The 16,713-nt window shown below is 56.2% G+C and carries 17 protein-coding genes and 1 pseudogene; 6 read left to right on the top strand and 12 right to left on the bottom strand.

Translation table 11 applies throughout. The features are described from left to right. Positions 1 to 8: 8 nt before the first annotated feature. Both dxs and ACMGGX_RS14465 read left to right on the top strand, forming a co-directional pair. Positions 9 to 1,871, top strand: coding sequence for a 1-deoxy-D-xylulose-5-phosphate synthase (dxs, locus tag ACMGGX_RS14470; protein ID WP_126796937.1), 1,863 nt, complete (start codon positions 9 to 11; stop codon positions 1,869 to 1,871). Between the two features lie 63 nt (positions 1,872 to 1,934). Then, a pseudogene (locus tag ACMGGX_RS14465) lies at positions 1,935 to 2,908 on the top strand (aldo/keto reductase). A 101-nt stretch (positions 2,909 to 3,009) separates the two neighbouring features. Here ACMGGX_RS14465 and thiL read toward each other — a convergent pair. The 5 genes from thiL to nrdR all read right to left on the bottom strand — a co-directional run bounded on the left by thiL (position 3,010) and on the right by nrdR (position 6,615). Continuing rightward, entirely contained in the window at positions 3,010 to 3,981 is a 972-nt protein-coding gene (thiL, locus tag ACMGGX_RS14460) for a thiamine-phosphate kinase (protein ID WP_420298525.1), read from the bottom strand. Positions 3,982 to 4,058: 77 nt separating this feature from the next. Further along, positions 4,059 to 4,478, bottom strand: a complete 420-nt coding sequence (gene nusB, locus ACMGGX_RS14455) for a transcription antitermination factor NusB (RefSeq protein WP_006809908.1) — start codon at positions 4,476 to 4,478, stop codon at positions 4,059 to 4,061. A gap of 21 nt (positions 4,479 to 4,499) precedes the next feature. After that, positions 4,500 to 4,970: a 6,7-dimethyl-8-ribityllumazine synthase gene (gene ribE, locus ACMGGX_RS14450; protein WP_006176874.1), complete on the bottom strand. Its 471-nt coding sequence runs from the start codon at positions 4,968 to 4,970 to the stop codon at positions 4,500 to 4,502. Between the two features lie 87 nt (positions 4,971 to 5,057). Further along, positions 5,058 to 6,161, bottom strand: coding sequence for a bifunctional diaminohydroxyphosphoribosylaminopyrimidine deaminase/5-amino-6-(5-phosphoribosylamino)uracil reductase RibD (ribD, locus tag ACMGGX_RS14445; protein ID WP_420298524.1), 1,104 nt, complete (start codon positions 6,159 to 6,161; stop codon positions 5,058 to 5,060). A 4-nt stretch (positions 6,162 to 6,165) separates the two neighbouring features. Beyond that, entirely contained in the window at positions 6,166 to 6,615 is a 450-nt protein-coding gene (nrdR, locus tag ACMGGX_RS14440; RefSeq protein WP_008503337.1) for a transcriptional regulator NrdR, read from the bottom strand. Positions 6,616 to 6,767: 152 nt separating this feature from the next. Here nrdR and ACMGGX_RS14435 point away from each other — a divergent pair, with 152 nt between their 5' ends. Both ACMGGX_RS14435 and ACMGGX_RS14430 read left to right on the top strand, forming a co-directional pair. Next, a complete protein-coding gene (locus tag ACMGGX_RS14435) occupies positions 6,768 to 7,307 on the top strand; it encodes a DUF3251 domain-containing protein (RefSeq protein ID WP_081248113.1) in 540 nt (179 codons plus the stop codon). A 267-nt stretch (positions 7,308 to 7,574) separates the two neighbouring features. Next, entirely contained in the window at positions 7,575 to 8,459 is an 885-nt protein-coding gene (locus ACMGGX_RS14430) for a nucleoside-specific channel-forming protein Tsx (protein ID WP_025756198.1), read from the top strand. Between the two features lie 145 nt (positions 8,460 to 8,604). Here ACMGGX_RS14430 and ACMGGX_RS14425 read toward each other — a convergent pair whose 3' ends face one another. From ACMGGX_RS14425 to queA, 7 genes are all read right to left on the bottom strand, one after another. After that, positions 8,605 to 9,285: a helix-turn-helix transcriptional regulator gene (locus tag ACMGGX_RS14425; RefSeq protein WP_420298523.1), complete on the bottom strand. Its 681-nt coding sequence runs from the start codon at positions 9,283 to 9,285 to the stop codon at positions 8,605 to 8,607. A gap of 14 nt (positions 9,286 to 9,299) precedes the next feature. Beyond that, positions 9,300 to 9,665 carry a VOC family protein gene (locus ACMGGX_RS14420; RefSeq protein ID WP_033144761.1) on the bottom strand — a complete coding sequence of 122 codons (366 nt, stop codon included), beginning with the start codon at positions 9,663 to 9,665 and terminating at the stop codon, positions 9,300 to 9,302. 142 nt (positions 9,666 to 9,807) lie between these two features. Next, a complete protein-coding gene (gene secF / locus ACMGGX_RS14415) occupies positions 9,808 to 10,779 on the bottom strand; it encodes a protein translocase subunit SecF (RefSeq protein WP_024906803.1) in 972 nt (323 codons plus the stop codon). A gap of 10 nt (positions 10,780 to 10,789) precedes the next feature. Further along, complete coding sequence (gene secD, locus ACMGGX_RS14410) at positions 10,790 to 12,637, bottom strand: protein translocase subunit SecD (RefSeq protein WP_071789390.1); 1,848 nt, start codon at positions 12,635 to 12,637, stop codon at positions 10,790 to 10,792. 27 nt (positions 12,638 to 12,664) lie between these two features. Next, entirely contained in the window at positions 12,665 to 12,997 is a 333-nt protein-coding gene (gene yajC, locus ACMGGX_RS14405) for a preprotein translocase subunit YajC (RefSeq protein WP_003859109.1), read from the bottom strand. A 22-nt stretch (positions 12,998 to 13,019) separates the two neighbouring features. Beyond that, positions 13,020 to 14,147 carry a tRNA guanosine(34) transglycosylase Tgt gene (tgt, locus tag ACMGGX_RS14400; protein WP_003859110.1) on the bottom strand — a complete coding sequence of 376 codons (1,128 nt, stop codon included), beginning with the start codon at positions 14,145 to 14,147 and terminating at the stop codon, positions 13,020 to 13,022. 53 nt (positions 14,148 to 14,200) lie between these two features. Further along, on the bottom strand, positions 14,201 to 15,271 hold the full coding sequence (queA, locus tag ACMGGX_RS14395) for a tRNA preQ1(34) S-adenosylmethionine ribosyltransferase-isomerase QueA (RefSeq protein WP_047173805.1): 1,071 nt from the start codon (positions 15,269 to 15,271) through the stop codon (positions 14,201 to 14,203). A 92-nt stretch (positions 15,272 to 15,363) separates the two neighbouring features. Here queA and acpH point away from each other — a divergent pair, with 92 nt between their 5' ends. Together acpH and ACMGGX_RS14385 are read left to right on the top strand one after the other, a co-directional pair. Next, a complete protein-coding gene (acpH, locus tag ACMGGX_RS14390; protein WP_420298522.1) occupies positions 15,364 to 15,945 on the top strand; it encodes an ACP phosphodiesterase in 582 nt (193 codons plus the stop codon). Between the two features lie 127 nt (positions 15,946 to 16,072). After that, positions 16,073 to 16,675 (top strand): peroxiredoxin, encoded by a 603-nt coding sequence (locus tag ACMGGX_RS14385; RefSeq protein WP_014168840.1) that lies wholly within the window; start codon positions 16,073 to 16,075, stop codon positions 16,673 to 16,675. Positions 16,676 to 16,713: the final 38 nt, after the last annotated feature.

Here is a 16,713-nt window from a genome sequence, read left to right as displayed (position 1 = left end):
AGCCTTTGATGAGTTTTGATATTGCCAAATACCCGACACTGGCGTTAGTTGACTCCACCCAGGAGCTACGTCTGCTGCCGAAAGAGAGCCTGCCGAAGCTGTGCGACGAGCTGCGTCGCTACCTGCTCGACAGCGTAAGCCGCTCCAGCGGCCATTTCGCCTCCGGGCTTGGCACGGTAGAGCTGACCGTGGCGCTGCACTACGTCTATAACACGCCGTTCGATCAGCTCATCTGGGACGTGGGCCACCAGGCTTATCCGCACAAAATTCTGACCGGACGTCGCGATAAAATTGGCACCATTCGTCAGAAAGGCGGCCTGCACCCGTTCCCGTGGCGCGGTGAGAGCGAGTACGACGTGCTGAGCGTCGGCCACTCCTCCACCTCCATTTCTGCGGGCATCGGGATTGCCGTTGCCGCCGAGAAAGAGAACAAGCAGCGCCGCACCGTCTGCGTGATTGGCGACGGCGCCATCACCGCAGGGATGGCTTTCGAAGCCATGAACCACGCGGGCGACATCAAGCCGGACATGCTGGTTATCCTTAACGATAACGAAATGTCGATCTCCGAGAACGTCGGCGCGCTGAACAACCATCTGGCCCAGCTGCTCTCCGGCAAGCTTTACTCCTCGCTGCGCGAAGGCGGCAAGAAAGTCTTCTCCGGCGTACCGCCGATTAAAGAGCTGCTCAAGCGTACCGAAGAACACATCAAAGGCATGGTCGTGCCGGGCACCCTGTTTGAAGAGCTGGGCTTTAACTATATTGGCCCGGTTGACGGCCATGACGTGCTGGGCCTGGTGACCACGCTCAAGAACATGCGCGACCTGAAAGGCCCGCAGTTCCTGCACATCATGACCAAAAAAGGGCGCGGTTACGAACCGGCGGAAAAAGATCCGATCACCTTCCACGCGGTACCGAAATTTGACCCGTCGAGCGGCTGTCTGCCAAAAAGCAGCGGCGGCATGCCGAGCTATTCCAAAATCTTCGGCGACTGGCTGTGCGAAACCGCAGCCAAAGACAACAAGCTGATGGCGGTGACGCCTGCCATGCGTGAAGGCTCCGGCATGGTGGAGTTCTCCAGAAAATACCCTGACCAGTATTTTGACGTTGCCATTGCCGAGCAGCATGCGGTGACGTTTGCAGCGGGCCTCGCCATTGGCGGCTACAAACCGGTTGTCGCTATCTACTCCACCTTTCTGCAGCGCGCCTACGATCAGGTGATCCACGACGTGGCGATTCAGAAGCTGCCGGTACTGTTTGCTATCGATCGTGCGGGCATCGTCGGTGCCGACGGCCAGACCCACCAGGGCGCGTTTGATCTGTCGTTCCTGCGCTGTATTCCGGATATGGTTGTCATGACGCCAAGCGACGAGAACGAATGTCGTCAGATGCTGTTTACCGGCTACCACTATCAGGATGGCCCAAGCGCCGTTCGCTACCCGCGCGGCAATGCGGTAGGCGTTGAGCTTCAGCCGCTGGAAAAACTGCCGATCGGTAAAGGTCTGGTGAAGCGTCGCGGTGAAAAAGTGGCGATCCTGAACTTCGGTACGCTGATGCCAGAGGCGGCTAAAGCGGCTGAAGCGCTGAATGCCACCCTGGTGGACATGCGCTTTGTGAAGCCGCTCGACGACTCTCTGATCCTGAGTATGGCTGAGACGCATGGCGTGCTGGTCACGCTGGAAGAAAACGCCATCATGGGCGGCGCGGGCAGCGGCGTGAACGAGGTGCTGATGGCGAACCGTAAAGCCGTGCCGGTGCTGAACCTCGGCCTGCCGGATCATTTCATTCCTCAGGGTACCCAGGATGAAGCCCGTGCGGCTATTGGCCTGGACGCCGCCGGTATCGAAGCCAAAATCCGCGCCTGGCTGGACTGACCCCTTCCCCCTTTCCGCTCCTGCTATGCTTAAACCTGGTGTTTAAACAGCAGGAGCGGAACCGTGCAATACACAACATTAGGAAAAACGGACCTTAAGGTTTCCCGACTTTGTCTGGGATGCATGACCTTTGGCGAGCCCGATCGGGGAAACCACGCCTGGACGCTGCCGGAAGAGAGCAGCCGTCCGATTATCAAACGCGCCATCGAGGGCGGCATTAACTTCTTTGACACCGCCAACAGCTACTCCGACGGCAGCAGCGAGGAGATTGTCGGCCGCGCCCTGCGCGATTTTGCCCGTCGTGATGACATCGTCGTCGCCACCAAGGTCTACTACCCGGTGGGCGATCTGGCGGAGGGCCTTTCTCGCGCGCAGATCCTGCGCTCCATTGATGACAGCCTCAGACGCCTGAACATGGATTACGTCGACCTGCTGCAGATCCACCGCTGGGATTACAACACGCCCATTGAAGAGACCCTTGAAGCGCTGAATGACGTGGTGAAAGCCGGGAAAGCGCGCTACATCGGCGCGTCGTCTATGCACGCGTCGCAGTTTGCCCAGGCGCTGGATCTCCAGGCGCAGCATGGCTGGGCGCGCTTTGTCACCATGCAGGATCACTACAATCTGATCTATCGTGAAGAAGAGCGCGAGATGCTGCCGCTGTGCCATCAGGAGGGCGTGGCGGTGATCCCGTGGAGCCCGCTGGCGCGCGGCCGCCTGACCCGCCCATGGGGGAAACCACGGCTCGCCTGGTATCGGATGAAGTAGGAAAAAATCTTTATTCCGGTACAGAAGCCAGCGATGCACTGATTGCCGAACGTTTAGCCGGGATCGCTGACGATACCGGTGCAACCCGCGCCCAGGTGGCGCTGGCGTGGCTGCTGGGCAAGCGCGGGGTCGCGTCGCCGATTATTGGAACCTCGCGGGAAGAACAGCTGGATGAGCTGCTGAATGCGGTGGATATCACGCTGACGCCGGAGCAGATTGCCGAGCTGGAGACGCCGTATCAGCAGCATCCGGTGGTGGGGTTTAAGTAAACAGTTGCCGGGTGGCGGCTTCGCCTTACCCGGCCTACGATCGCACCCTATTTGTAGGCCGGGTAAGCGCAGCGCCACCCGGCAATACAGAGCGCACAAACTCACGCGAAGTGATCGTACCCTTTCCAGTCGAGCGTTACCGGCGCACCTTCACGGACAAACTTCAGCCCTTCGCTCTCAGGCATGATCTGACCGATGCAGGTAAATTTCGCGCCGAGATGCGCTAACGCCACGTCCAGCGTTCCACGGTTGAGCTCAGGCACCGTGAAGCACAGTTCGTAGTCTTCGCCACCGGCCAGCGCCCAGCGCAAGGCTTGCTCAGGCTCTACATGGCGAAGCAGTTGCTCAGACAGGGGGAACAGATCCAGGTCAACGCGCGCGCCGACGCCGCTGGCCTTCAGGATATGCCCAAGGTCCGAGATCAGCCCGTCAGAGAGATCGATAGCCGAGCTTGCCCGCTCGCGCAGCGCCTGGCCGTGCAAAATACGCGGCGTTGGCCGCAGGTGGCGTTTCACCAGATACGCCGCATCGTCAGCGTCTTCAACCGCTAAACGGTTCTGCAGGATCGCCAGCCCGGCCGCGCTGTCGCCCGGCGTACCGGTTACGTAGATCCAGTCGCCCGGTTTTGCACCCGAGCGCTTCAGCGCGCGGCCGAGCGGCACGTAGCCGTGGATCGCCAGCGTCATCGACAGCGGACCGGCAGTCGTGTCGCCGCCAATCAGCTGCATATCGTAATATCTAAGCTGCTCAAACAGCGCATCGCTAAAGGCTTCCAGCCAGGCTTCATCTACCTCAGGCAGCGTCAGAGCCAGCGTCAGCCACGCGGGATCGGCACCCATCGCCGCCAGATCGCTGACGTTAACCGCCAGAGCTTTATACGCCAGATCGGCAGGATCGATATCCGGTAAGAAATGACGGCCGCACACCAGGGTGTCGGTGCTGATTGCCAGCGTCTGTTTTTCGGGAATATTGAGAAGTGCACAGTCATCGCCAATGCCGGTTTCAACATCAAGACGAGAGGTTCTGACACGGTCGAAATAACGGGCAATCAGGGAGAATTCGCCGCATGCCATACGTTATGCCTCAGCAAATAAAAGAAAAAACCGGAGCCACACTGCCCGTCAGGCAATGCAGGACTCCGGTTTGCGGATCACTTTTTGTGGGGACGGATCGCAGGTGCTGCTTTATCAAGTACGCCGTTTACAAACTTATGGCTGTCTTCAGCGCCGAAGGTTTTCGCCAGTTCGATCGCTTCGTTGATGGCCACTTTGTACGGCACATCATCACGTTTAGACAGCTCAAACAGCGCAATACGCAACACTGCTTTTTCTACCTGACCCAGCTCTTCGAGCAGACGGGACAGGTAAGGCTTCATCAGACCATCGAGATACGCGCTATTAGTCGCCACTCCCGACAGCAGTTCACGGAAGTACAGAACGTCAACGTCTTTCACGTCCTGTTCTGACAGGAACTGGTATTCAACATCAGCGATGTCGTTCTGGGACAACTGCCAGGAGTAAAGTGCCTGGACGGCACATTCACGGGCGCGGCGACGAGCAGCAGGTTTCACGGAATTCCCCTTACAAAAAAATCAGGCCTTGATGGCTTTCAATACATTGATCATTTCAAGCGCGGTCAGTGCAGCTTCTGCACCTTTGTTACCGGCTTTGGTGCCAGCACGTTCGATGGCTTGTTCAATACTTTCGGTAGTCAGCACGCCGAACGCGACAGGGATTTCAGCATCCTGCGCAACGTGTGCCAGACCGTTGCTTGCACCGCCCGCAACGTATTCGAAGTGCGCAGTGCCGCCACGAATAACGGTACCCAGCGCAATCACCGCGTCGTATTTACCGGTTTTCGCCAGCGCGCCCGCCGCCAGTGGCAGTTCGTAAGCGCCTGGAACCCAAACAACGGTAATGTTGTCATCTTTAACCTGGCCGATACGTTTCAGGGCGTCAATCGCACCTTCCAGCAGGCTGTCGTTGATGAAGTTGTTGAAACGCGCAATGGTGATGGCGACGCGAGCGTCCGGGGTAGCTACAGCAGCTTCAATAATGTTCATACTCTTCCTTTACGGGTTCATTTGGCCCCGCAGGGGGGCGGATTTTATCATAATACTTTGCGCACTGCTTCCCTATTTCAGGAGCAATTACGCTGTCGTTAAATGGAGGCAGACATCCGGACCCACCGGACGAATCTCGCTGAATTTGAGTTGCGGTGCGTCGACCAGTTTTTCAAGGCCAGGCAGCACAAACAGGCCGCGCGCATCGTGCCCTAACAGTTTAGGCGCAACGTAAACAATCAGTTCATCCACCAGCCCGGCCTGTAAAAGCGCACCGGCGAGCGTTGGCCCCGCTTCAACCCATATGCTGTTCACCTGCTGCTTGCCGAGCAGCATCATCAGCACCACCAGATCCAGATGACCGTTATGCTCCGGCACCATAATACTGCGCACGCCTTCCGGCCATTCGCGTGTATCTTCTTTAGTGCGGGCAATCCAGGTTTCACCCGGCTGCTGGACAATACGGTGCTCCGGCGTCACGCGGTTCTGGCTATCAATGATAATACGCAGCGGCTGACGCAGGTTCTCCTGCGGGTACAGCGCCTGAGTATCGGCATTCAGCTCGTCCCAGCGCACGGTCATGGCCGGATCGTCAGCCAGAACGGTTTCACTGCTGGTGAGAATAGCATGGCTTTGCGCGCGCAGACGTTGCACATCGCGCCTTGCCTGTGGTGAGGTTACCCACTGGCTTTCGCCGTTTGCCATCGCCGTACGACCGTCCAGCGAGGCGCCCAGCTTGAGCTGAATATACGGGAACCCCGTGCGCATGCGCTTCAGAAAGCCTTTGTTGATCGCTTCCGCGTCCTGCATCATCAGCCCATGGCTGACGTCGATGCCTTCCTGCTGCAGGCGATACAGACCGCGTCCGGCAACCTGAGGATTCGGGTCCTGCATCGAGGCGACCACGCGTGAAACGCCCGCCGCGATCAGCGCTTCGCAGCACGGCGGCGTACGTCCGTGATGGCTGCAGGGCTCCAGCGTGACGTAGGCTGTGGCGCCGCGCGCCTTCTCACCGGCCATGCGCAACGCATGGACCTCGGCATGCGGCTCGCCGGCACGATAGTGAAATCCTTCCCCTACGATCTCGCCATCTTTAACGATAACGCACCCGACGTTCGGGTTGGGATGGGTGGTAAAACGACCGCACTGCGCCAGCTTCATGGCTCTCGCCATGTAAATCTCATCCTGCATGAGCTTAATCCTGTAAGCGGGCGATCTCTTCGCCAAACTCTTTGATGTCTTCGAAGCTGCGGTAGACCGAGGCGAAGCGGATATAGGCGACCTTATCGAGCTTTTTCAGCTGCTCCATCACCAGGTTGCCGATCATTTTGCTCGGCACTTCACGCTCACCCAAACCACGAAGGTAAGATTTTATGTGGTTTAACGCCATCTCAACGTCGTCCGCGCTGACAGGGCGTTTTTCCAGGGCCTTCAGCATCCCGCTGCGCAGTTTCTCTTCGTTAAACGGCTCGCGCACGTCGTTGCTTTTCACCACGCGCGGCATTACCAGCTCTGCAACCTCAAAGGTCGTGAAACGCTCGTTGCACACCAGACACTGCCGACGACGGCGTACGGATGACCCTTCGCCCACAAGACGAGAGTCGATGACTTTGGTATCCACAGCGGAGCAGAATGGGCAATGCATACGGTATCCCTGTTATGTGGTTAACTAATTTTCATTTTACCCTGATCTGGCCTGACAACAAAGGAAGAGCTTTTTGAGACAAAGGATCTATGTCTGACACGTCGAGGCTGGCTACCATTAAGGCGATCCGTTATTTCAAGGAAATAAACGCAATGACAAGACGTTACCTTAAAATTTTGCTGGTGGGGAGCCTCTTCACCCTTAGCGCCTGTGCACAGCAAACCGAAGTCCGTCAGATGAAACAGAGCGTGAACACGCTCAATGCGGCGATGGACAAACTGAACAAAGAGACCGTGAAGATCACCCAGCAAAATGCGCTGAATGCGAAGTCCAGCAGCGGCGTCTATCTGCTGCCGGGAGCCAACACGCCCGCGCGCCTGAACAGCCAGATTGGCACGTTAAAGATGTCTCTGGTGAATGTTGCAGCGAATGCCGATGGTACTCGTGCAACATTACGCATTCAGGGTGAATCCAACGATCCGTTGCCTGCCTTTAGCGGCACCGTCGAATGGGGACAGATCCAGGGCACCACTGAGAGCTACCAGGAGGTGAATGTTAACAGTCAGCTGTTCACCGCACCGGCCAGCGTGCTGGCTCCGAGCGACGTTGACATTCCGCTGCAGCTTAACGGACTGACTCCGGATCGGTTAGGTTTCATCCGCATTCACGATATCCAGCCCGCCGCGCAATAACCCTCCCTTCAGCGGAGTGCAATGTCACTCCGCTAACATTTACATTTCGTATGGATTGGCAACATAAATGATTGCCGCTACAATCCCGGCCGTTTAAAGTACGCAAACGTGAACGCAATCGATTACGCGTGTGAGAGATATGTGAAACAACACATATTTTTGTGAGCAGGGATTCCTATAATAGGCACCGCAGAAACACGAAATATTTAGAAACGCAATTCGCGCATTTTTCACTCCCGGAAGGGAATTTCAATCAGTGGCATGATTATGAAAAAAACATTACTCGCAGCTGGCGCCGTGCTGGCACTTTCTTCCTCTTTCACTGTTAACGCAGCGGAAAACGATAAACCACAATACCTCTCCGACTGGTGGCACCAGAGCGTTAACGTAGTCGGCAGCTACCACACCCGTTTCGGGCCTCAGATCCGCAACGATACCTACCTGGAGTACGAAGCGTTCGCCAAGAAAGACTGGTTTGATTTCTACGGCTATATGGATGCACCGGTATTCTTCGGCGGTAACACCGACGCGAAAGGTATCTGGAACCACGGTTCCCCACTGTTCATGGAAATTGAACCTCGCTTCTCTATTGATAAACTGACCGGTACCAGCCTGGCGTTTGGTCCGTTCAAAGAGTGGTACTTCGCGAACAACTACATCTACGACATGGGCCGCAACAAGTCCGGTCGTCAGAGCACCTGGTATATGGGTCTGGGTACGGACATCGATACCGGCCTGCCAATGAGCCTGTCTCTGAACGTGTATGCTAAGTACCAGTGGCAGAACTACGGTGCCGCGAACGAAAACGAGTGGGATGGCTACCGTTTCAAAGTGAAATACTTTGTGCCAATTACCCAGCTGTGGGGCGGTAACCTGAGCTATATCGGCTTCACCAACTTTGACTGGGGTTCAGATCTGGGCGACAACGACTTCCGCGACCTGAACGGTAAGAAAGCGCGCACCAACGACTCCATCGCCTCCAGCCACATCCTGGCGCTGAACTACGATCACTGGCACTACTCTGTTGTTGCGCGTTACTGGCACAACGGTGGTCAGTGGAACGACGACGCGAGCCTGAACTTCGGCAACGGCGACTTCAGCGTCCGCTCTACCGGCTGGGGTGGTTACCTGGTTGTGGGTTATAACTTCTAACCTGTGCGGGACTGTGCGGGCTGATGCCCACACCCTGCCCCTCTCCTACAGGGAGAGGGAACAAATACTAAAAACGGCAACATACGTTGCCGTTTTGCTTTTACCTCGCCGCCGGGCAAAAAAAACCAGCTCAAGAGCTGGCTTTTTACTGCTGAACCTTCCGCAAAAAATCCGCCAGAGACCTGTCCGCACTCTCGCTAAACCGCCTCTCCGTCTGCACAATGTTGAGACAGCGGTCGAGCCGGAAACAGCGATAGTCATCGCGCCGTTCGCACCACGCCGCCAGCAGCCAGCGCTCTCCCCAGAAGAACAAGCCCAGCGGCTGAACCTCGCGGTTTGAGAGCTGCCCGGCTTCATCACGGTAATGCAGCGCCAGCACGCGCTGGGCGGAAATCGCCTGATGGATCCTGTCAAAATCGCTGCGGGAGTGGCTTTGCATGCAAAAATCCGGGGCGTAGATCCGCGTCTGCTCCGCCTTTCGACGACTCTCCTCAGGCAGGATAGCCAGCACCTTCTCCTGAGCCGACTCCAGCTCGCGCGACAGCGATTCCCCTCCCCAGGTTTTGAGCAGGCGAATCGCGACGATCAGCGCCTCTGACTCCTTATTTGTCAGCATCAGCGGCGGCAGGTCAAAACCCGACATCAGCCGATATCCGCTCCCCGCCTCACCTTCCACCGGCACGCCGGAAAGCGACAGGTCGCGGATATCGCGGTAGACTGTGCGCTCGGATACGCCAAGCCGGTCCGCCAGATGCGCTGCCGTTGTCAGACGCCTGCCCCGCAGGATCTGCACAATCTGAAACAAACGGTCAGCGCGTCGGGTCATATCTTATTCCGCTCTCAGGCAGGTTGATGGAGGCCGACGCGGTTACCCTCGCTGTCGGTAAATAATGCGATAGTGCCAATGCCATGCGGCAGTTCCAGCGGGCCAAACACGCACTCGCCGCCCGCGGAGGCGATGCGATCGAGCGTAGCCGCCAGATTGTCAGTATGCAGGTAAATAATAGCGCCCTGCAAAGACGGTGTAACGCCGTCAAATTTTGCCAGCGCCCCGCCGGTATACGGATCCTCATGCGGGAAAACGGCCAGCTCCGCACAGTCCATTTTCTCGCGACGCAGCGCGAGCTGCATCACCGGCTCATAAAATTTGATGGCGCGATCCATATCCGCGACCGGAATTTCAAACCAGTTAATGACGCTTTTCATACATCCTCCTGCCTGTTGTTTGGGTTCAGAAGGAGTCTACGACAGGGCTCCTGACAGCATACTGTCAGGAGTGTTTGTCAGGAGCAGATAAAAAAAATCCCGGTCAACAGACCGGGATTTCGATAACGCGCTAAACGTCGCCTTACGGCAGAATGGACGGCTGATCCGCCCCTTCTTTCTCGACTTTCTGCTGGAGCAGGTGCTCGCGCTTCATGCCGAGTTTCAGTGCCAGAGCGGATGCGACGTAGATAGACGACGCCGTACCGATGGTGACACCGATCAGCATGGTCAGCGAGAAGCCTTCCAGTACCGGACCACCGAAGAGGAACAGCATCAGGATCACCATCAGGGTGGTACCGGATGTGATCAAGGTACGGTGCAGCGTCTGGGTCAACGACACGTTAAAGATTTCGTACGGCGTACCGCGACGGATCTTACGGAAGTTTTCACGGATACGGTCAGATACCACGATACTGTCGTTCAGTGAGTAACCGATAACGGACATCAGGGATGCCACAATCGTCAGGTCAATCTCAATGTGGAACAGCGACAGTATGCCCATGGTGATCACCACATCGTGCGCCAGAGCGATAACCACACCGGCCGCCAGTCGCCACTCAAAGCGGAAACCGACGTATACCAGAATGGAGATCAGCGCCACCAGCAGCGCCATTGCGCCGGTCTGCGCCAGGTCAGCACCCACGCTTGGGCCGACGAACTCAATACGCTTGACCGCCGCGTTCTGGCTGGTTGTTTCGTTAATCACGCTAACAACCTTGCTGCCCAGCTCCTGGCTGCCGTTGGCATCGTGCACCGGTGGCATACGCACCATGATGTCGCGGCTGCTGCCGAAGTTCTGCAGCAGCGGCTCTTCAAAGCCCGCTTTCTGCAGAGACAAACGCATCTGGTCCATATCGACCGGTTTTTCCAGGGAGATCTCGATGACCGTACCGCCGGTGAAATCCAGCCCCCAGTTAAAGCCTTTCACGCCCATAATGACGATGGACAGAATCAGCAGAAAACCTGAAATGCCGAAGGCCCAGTAGTCCCAGCGCATAAAGTCCCAGACTTTACGGCCGTGGTTTAATTGTTCAACAGTATATTCCTGTGCCACAACGCACTCCTCAGATAGACAGCTTTTTGACGCGCTTGCCGCCGTACAGCAGGTTCACGATGGCACGGGTGCCGACAATAGCGGTAAACATCGACGTTGCAACACCGATACCGGTTGTAATCGCAAAGCCTTTGATCGCGCCAGTACCCACTGCATACAGGATAAGAACCTTAATCAGTGTTGTTACGTTCGCATCGAAGATGGAGCTGAACGCCCCTTTATAGCCTTCGTCAATCGCCTGCTGAATAGAGCGACCGTTGCTCAACTCTTCTTTGATACGTTCGTTAATCAGTACGTTGGCGTCGACCGCCACCGCAAGGGTAAGAACGATACCCGCAATCCCCGGCATGGTCAGCGTCGCCCCCGGCAGCAGGGACATAATGCCGATGATCAGCACCAGGTTGGCAATCAGCGCGGAGGTCGCAATCAGACCAAACTTCTTATAGAAGAAGATCATGAAGAGGATAGAGACCACCAGACCGGCCAGACACGCTTCCAGACCCTGCTGAATGTTTTGCATACCCAGCGTTGGACCAATGGTACGTTCTTCAACAATCTGAATTGGCGCAATCAGCGCACCGGCACGCAGCAGCAGGGAGAGCTGACGCGCTTCGTTCGGGTTGTTGATACCGGTAATACGGAAGCTGTTACCCAGACGAGACTGGATGTTGGCGATGTTAATCACCTCTTCCTCTTTCACCAGCACCGCACGACCGTTTGCATCTTTCTTACCGCTGTCTTTGTACTCCACGAACAGGGTCGCCATCGGTTTACCGATGTTGTCCTTGGTGAAGTTAGACATGATGTTACCACCCGCGCTATCCAGCGAGATGTTAACCTGCGGCTGGTTGTATTCGTCCTGGCTCGACGTGGAGTCGGTGATGTGGTCACCGGTCAGAATCACGCGTTTGTACAGCACAACTGGCTGACCTTCGCGGGTCTGTTTCACTTCGGAGTCACCCGGAATACGCCCTGCGGCGGCAGCGGACTGATCGACGTTGGAGTTCACCAGACGGAATTCCAGGGTTGCGGTCGCACCCAGAATCTCTTTCGCACGCGCGGTATCCTGGATACCCGGCAGTTCAACCACGATACGGTCAGCACCCTGACGCTGTACCAGCGGCTCGGCCACGCCCAGCTGGTTTACACGGTTGCGCAGAATGTTGATGTTCTGCTGAACGGCATATTCACGCGCTTCTTTCAGACGCGCATCGGTCATCACCGCGCGCAGCTGGTTGCTGCCCTGAGAGGTGATTACCAGGTCACGGTGACGTTGGGTCAGGTAATCTACAGCCTGATCGCGCGCCGCGCTGTCGCGGAACGTGATGCTCATGCCGTAGTTATCTTCTTTACGCACGGTGGTGTAAGCGATGCCTTTATCACGCAGATCGCTGCGCAGGCTGTCGATATTCTGCTCCTGCAGCTTGCCAAGCGCGGTATCCATATCCACTTCCATCAGGAAGTGAACGCCGCCACGCAGGTCAAGGCCGAGTTTCATTGGCTCTGCTTTCATCGCAGCCAGCCAACGCGGGGTTGCAGGGGCAAGGTTAAGCGCCACGACGTATTTGTCACCCAGCACGCCCATCAGCGCTTCGCGAGCGCGGAGCTGCGTGTCGGTGGTGTCGAAGCGAGCAAGAATTGCACCCTCTTCCAGAGCCACAGACTTAGCGGTAATTTTTTCTTCTTGTAACGTTTTCTGGACCTGGATCAGCGTTTGCTCACTGGCGGCGACACCGCGCGCGCCAGTGATTTGAACAGCCGGATCCTCACCATACAGGTTGGGAAGCGCGTACAGCAGGCCGACGAGAATCACGACGACCAGCATGATGTACTTCCACAAAGGATAACGGTTTAACACGGCAGTTCCCTTTGGGAAAAGTTGGGATTACAGCGCCTTCATGGTGCCTTTCGGCAGAACGGCAGCTACGAAGTCACGTTTGATGACCACTTCAGTGGTGTCGTTCAGGGCGATAGCAATGTAGCCATTTTCAGCCACTTTGGTTACGCGACCCACCAGACCACCGTTAGTCAGTACTTCATCGCCTTTCGCAATGGAGTTCATAAGGTTTTTGTGCTCTTTGGTGCGCTTCTGCTGTGGACGCAGGATCATGAAGTAGAAGATCAGACCGAACACAACCAGCATCAGAATCAGAGACATCGGGCTGCCCTGCGCTGGAGCACCTGTTGCCGCTACCGCATCAGAAATAAAAAAGCTCATTCAAATTCCCTCATTATTAAAATTAATCAACGTTCAACGGTGGAACATCCCGCCCCTGACGTTGGTAGAAATCGGTCACGAAGCTCTCTAATTTACCCTCTTCGATAGCCTTACGTAAACCAGCCATTAAGCGCTGATAATAACGAAGATTATGAATGGTATTGAGACGCGCGCCCAAAATCTCGTTGCAACGATCGAGATGATGCAGATACGCGCGAGAATAATTGCGACAGGTATAGCAATCGCACTCGGAATCGAGCGGGCTGGTGTCACTCTTATGCTTCGCGTTACGGATTTTCACCACGCCATCGGTAACGAACAAATGGCCGTTACGCGCGTTGCGGGTTGGCATGACGCAGTCGAACATATCAATGCCGCGGCGTACGCCTTCAACCAGATCTTCTGGTTTACCCACGCCCATCAGGTATCGTGGTTTATCCGCCGGGATTTGCGGGCAGACATGCTCCAGAATGCGGTGCATGTCTTCCTTCGGCTCACCCACAGCCAAACCGCCGACAGCGTAGCCATCAAAACCTATCTCTACCAGACCTTTAACAGAGATATCGCGTAAATCTTCGTAAACGCTGCCCTGGATAATGCCGAACAGCGCATTTTTGTTCTGCAGGGAGTCAAAACGGTCACGGCTACGCTTCGCCCAGCGCAGAGACATCTCCATGGAGCGTTTTGCGTAGTCCCAGTCAGCAGGATACGGCGTACATTCGTCGAAGATCATCACGATGTCAGAGCCGAGATCGTACTGAATCTCCATCGATTTTTCGGGATCGAGGAAAATCGGATCGCCGTTGATCGGGTTACGGAAGTGTACGCCCTGCTCGGTGATCTTGCGGATATCGCCCAGGCTGAAGACCTGGAAGCCGCCGGAGTCGGTCAGGATTGGACCTTTCCACTGCATGAAATCGTGCAGGTCGCCGTGGAGCTTCATGATCTCCTGACCCGGACGCAGCCACAGGTGGAAGGTGTTGCCGAGGATAATCTGTGCGCCAGTGGCTTCTACTTCTTCCGGCGTCATCCCTTTTACGGTGCCGTACGTGCCCACAGGCATAAACGCGGGGGTTTCCACCACGCCGCGATCAAACACCAGGCGACCGCGACGCGCGCGGCCATCGGTGGTATCGAGTTCAAATTTCATTTTTTCTCCGACGTCAGAAAAACAGTCCAACGTTGTAAAACGGTGCCGCGGACTTATTCCCCGACACGCTCATTCAAAGCCAGCGGATTGTACGTGATAAACATCGCGTCCCCGTAGCTAAAAAAGCGATATTTTTGTTCTACCGCAGACTTGTAGGCCGCCATCGTATGCTGATAACCGGCAAATGCCGACACCAGCATAATCAGCGTCGATTCAGGCAGATGGAAGTTGGTCACCAGCGCGTCAATCACTTTGTACTGATAGCCCGGATAGATAAAGATCTGTGTGTCGCCAAAGAACGGCTCGATAAGATCGCTCTTTGCGGCCTGCGCGGCGCTCTCGAGTGAGCGCACGGACGTTGTACCGACCGCCACGACGCGGCTACCGCGCGCTTTCGCCGCCAGCACCGCGTCCACAACATCCTGAGGCACTTCGGCATACTCAGAGTGCATGATGTGATCTTCAATGCTGTCCACGCGCACCGGCTGGAAGGTTCCCGCCCCGACGTGCAGCGTCACGAACGCCATCTCCACGCCCTTCGCGCGCAGTTTCTCCAGCAGCGGCTCATCAAAATGCAGGCCCGCGGTCGGCGCAGCGACGGCACCCGGCTTCTGGCTGTAGACGGTCTGGTACAGCTCGCGGTCGGCCTCTTCGTCCGGACGCTCAATATACGGCGGCAGCGGCATGTGGCCGATGGCGTTCAGGATATCGAGCACCGTGCGCTCGTCGTTGAACTCCACCTCAAACAGCGCATCGTGGCGCGCGGTCATGGTCGCTTTGATGCTCTCATCATCGCCCAGCAGCAGTTCAGCGCCCGGCTTCGGCGCCTTAGACGCGCGAATATGTGCCAGAATACGTTTATCATCGAGCATACGTTCGACCAGCACTTCAATCTTGCCGCCGCTGGCTTTACGACCAAACAGGCGCGCCGGGATCACGCGGGTATTGTTAAAGACCAGCAGATCGCCAGGGTTGAGCTTGTCGAGCAAATCGGTGAAAGTACCGTGCGTCAGCTCGCCCGTTGGCCCATCGAGTGACAGTAAGCGACAGCTGCTGCGCTCAGGCATGGGATAGTGAGCAATCAGGGATTCAGGTAGTTCAAAGGAGAAATCGGCGACGCGCATGACGTATACTCGTGACTTAAAAACAGGCGGCATAGTCTAGTGCTCACACCCTTTTGCTGCAACAACTAGCCGCCCCCGGACAAATAAAACGCATGAATTTTCTCGCTCACCTGCATCTCGCTCACCTCGCTGACAGCTCACTGTCCGGCAATTTGCTGGCCGATTTCGTACGCGGCAACCCCGCTGAGGACTATTCCCCGGAGGTTGTCGACGGAATTTTCATGCACCGCCGCATCGACGCGCTGACGGATAAGCTGCCGGAAGTGACGGAAGCCAAAGCGTGGTTTCGCCCTGAAACGCGCCGCGTTGCGCCGATCACGCTCGACGTGATGTGGGATCACTTTCTGTCGCGCCACTGGGAACGGCTATCGCCGGAGATGCCCTTACCGGCGTTTGTGCGCTATGCCCACCAGCAGGTGTCGATCATTCTGCCCGACTCGCCGCCGCGCTTTGTGAATCTGAACAACTATTTATGGTCGGAACGCTGGCTGGAGCGCTATCGCGAGATGGATTTCATCCAGAACGTGCTGAACGGGATGGCGAGCCGCCGCCCGCGACTGGATGCGCTGCGTGACTCCTGGTATGACCTGGATGAACATTACGATGCGCTGGAAGCGCGTTTCTGGCAGTTTTACCCGCGCATGATGGTGCAGGCGAAAAACAAACAGCTCTGACAGAATTCACATTGATAGGTAAAAGCTGGCGGAACGATTGTCACCACCTCTTTGTCTTATCCATGAACACTCTCTATACTGGCTCGCGTTGCGTTCCAAATAACCTTAGTATCTACAGGAGAATCATATGGTTCTGGTAACTCGTCCGGCTCCGGATTTTACAGCTGCAGCAGTTCTGGGCAACGGTGAAATCGTTGAAAACTTCAACTTCAAACAGCACACCAACGGTAAAGCGACCGTTCTGTTCTTCTGGCCAATGGACTTCACTTTCGTTTGCCCGTCTGAGCTGATCGCATTCGACAAACGTTATGAAGAATTCCAGAAGCGTGGCGTGGAAGTTGTTGGCGTCTCCTTCGACTCTGAATTTGTACACAACGCATGGCGTAACACCCCTGTCGACAAAGGCGGCATCGGTGCGGTGAAATACGCAATGGTTGCGGACATCAAACGCGAAATCCAGCAGGCTTACGGTATCGAGCATCCGGACGCTGGCGTTGCGCTGCGTGGTTCCTTCCTGATCGACGCTAACGGCATCGTTCGTCACCAGGTTGTGAACGATCTGCCGCTGGGTCGTAACATCGACGAAATGCTGCGCATGGTTGACGCGCTGCAGTTCCACGAAGAGCACGGCGAAGTGTGCCCGGCTCAGTGGGAAAAAGGTAAAGAAGGCATGAACGCGTCTCCAGACGGCGTGGCTAAATACCTGTCTGAGAACGTATCCAGCCTGTAATCGGCACGGTTTACGAAAAAGGCCCGCTTATGCGGGCC

It is taken from the genome of Enterobacter sp. BNK-29 (assembly GCF_048684785.1).
Lineage (GTDB): Bacteria > Pseudomonadota > Gammaproteobacteria > Enterobacterales > Enterobacteriaceae > Enterobacter > Enterobacter cloacae_M.
This window is presented reverse-complemented; position numbering and strand designations above follow the sequence as displayed.

Bases quoted from the DNA above. Each gene is read 5' to 3' on its own strand.
- ACMGGX_RS14425 (WP_420298523.1), bottom strand. From the start codon at position 9,285: ATGACCCGACGCGCTGACCGTTTGTTTCAGATTGTGCAGATCCTGCGG.
- ACMGGX_RS14435 (WP_081248113.1), top strand. From the start codon at position 6,768: ATGACAAGACGTTACCTTAAAATTTTGCTGGTGGGGAGCCTCTTCACC.
- ribD (WP_420298524.1), bottom strand. From the start codon at position 6,161: ATGCAGGATGAGATTTACATGGCGAGAGCCATGAAGCTGGCGCAGTGC.
- ribE (WP_006176874.1), bottom strand. From the start codon at position 4,970: ATGAACATTATTGAAGCTGCTGTAGCTACCCCGGACGCTCGCGTCGCC.
- queA (WP_047173805.1), bottom strand. From the start codon at position 15,271: ATGCGCGTCGCCGATTTCTCCTTTGAACTACCTGAATCCCTGATTGCT.
- ACMGGX_RS14385 (WP_014168840.1), top strand. From the start codon at position 16,073: ATGGTTCTGGTAACTCGTCCGGCTCCGGATTTTACAGCTGCAGCAGTT.
- ACMGGX_RS14420 (WP_033144761.1), bottom strand. From the start codon at position 9,665: ATGAAAAGCGTCATTAACTGGTTTGAAATTCCGGTCGCGGATATGGAT.
- ACMGGX_RS14430 (WP_025756198.1), top strand. From the start codon at position 7,575: ATGAAAAAAACATTACTCGCAGCTGGCGCCGTGCTGGCACTTTCTTCC.
- nrdR (WP_008503337.1), bottom strand. From the start codon at position 6,615: ATGCATTGCCCATTCTGCTCCGCTGTGGATACCAAAGTCATCGACTCT.
- tgt (WP_003859110.1), bottom strand. From the start codon at position 14,147: ATGAAATTTGAACTCGATACCACCGATGGCCGCGCGCGTCGCGGTCGC.
- thiL (WP_420298525.1), bottom strand. From the start codon at position 3,981: ATGGCATGCGGCGAATTCTCCCTGATTGCCCGTTATTTCGACCGTGTC.
- acpH (WP_420298522.1), top strand. From the start codon at position 15,364: ATGAATTTTCTCGCTCACCTGCATCTCGCTCACCTCGCTGACAGCTCA.
- dxs (WP_126796937.1), top strand. From the start codon at position 9: ATGAGTTTTGATATTGCCAAATACCCGACACTGGCGTTAGTTGACTCC.
- yajC (WP_003859109.1), bottom strand. From the start codon at position 12,997: ATGAGCTTTTTTATTTCTGATGCGGTAGCGGCAACAGGTGCTCCAGCG.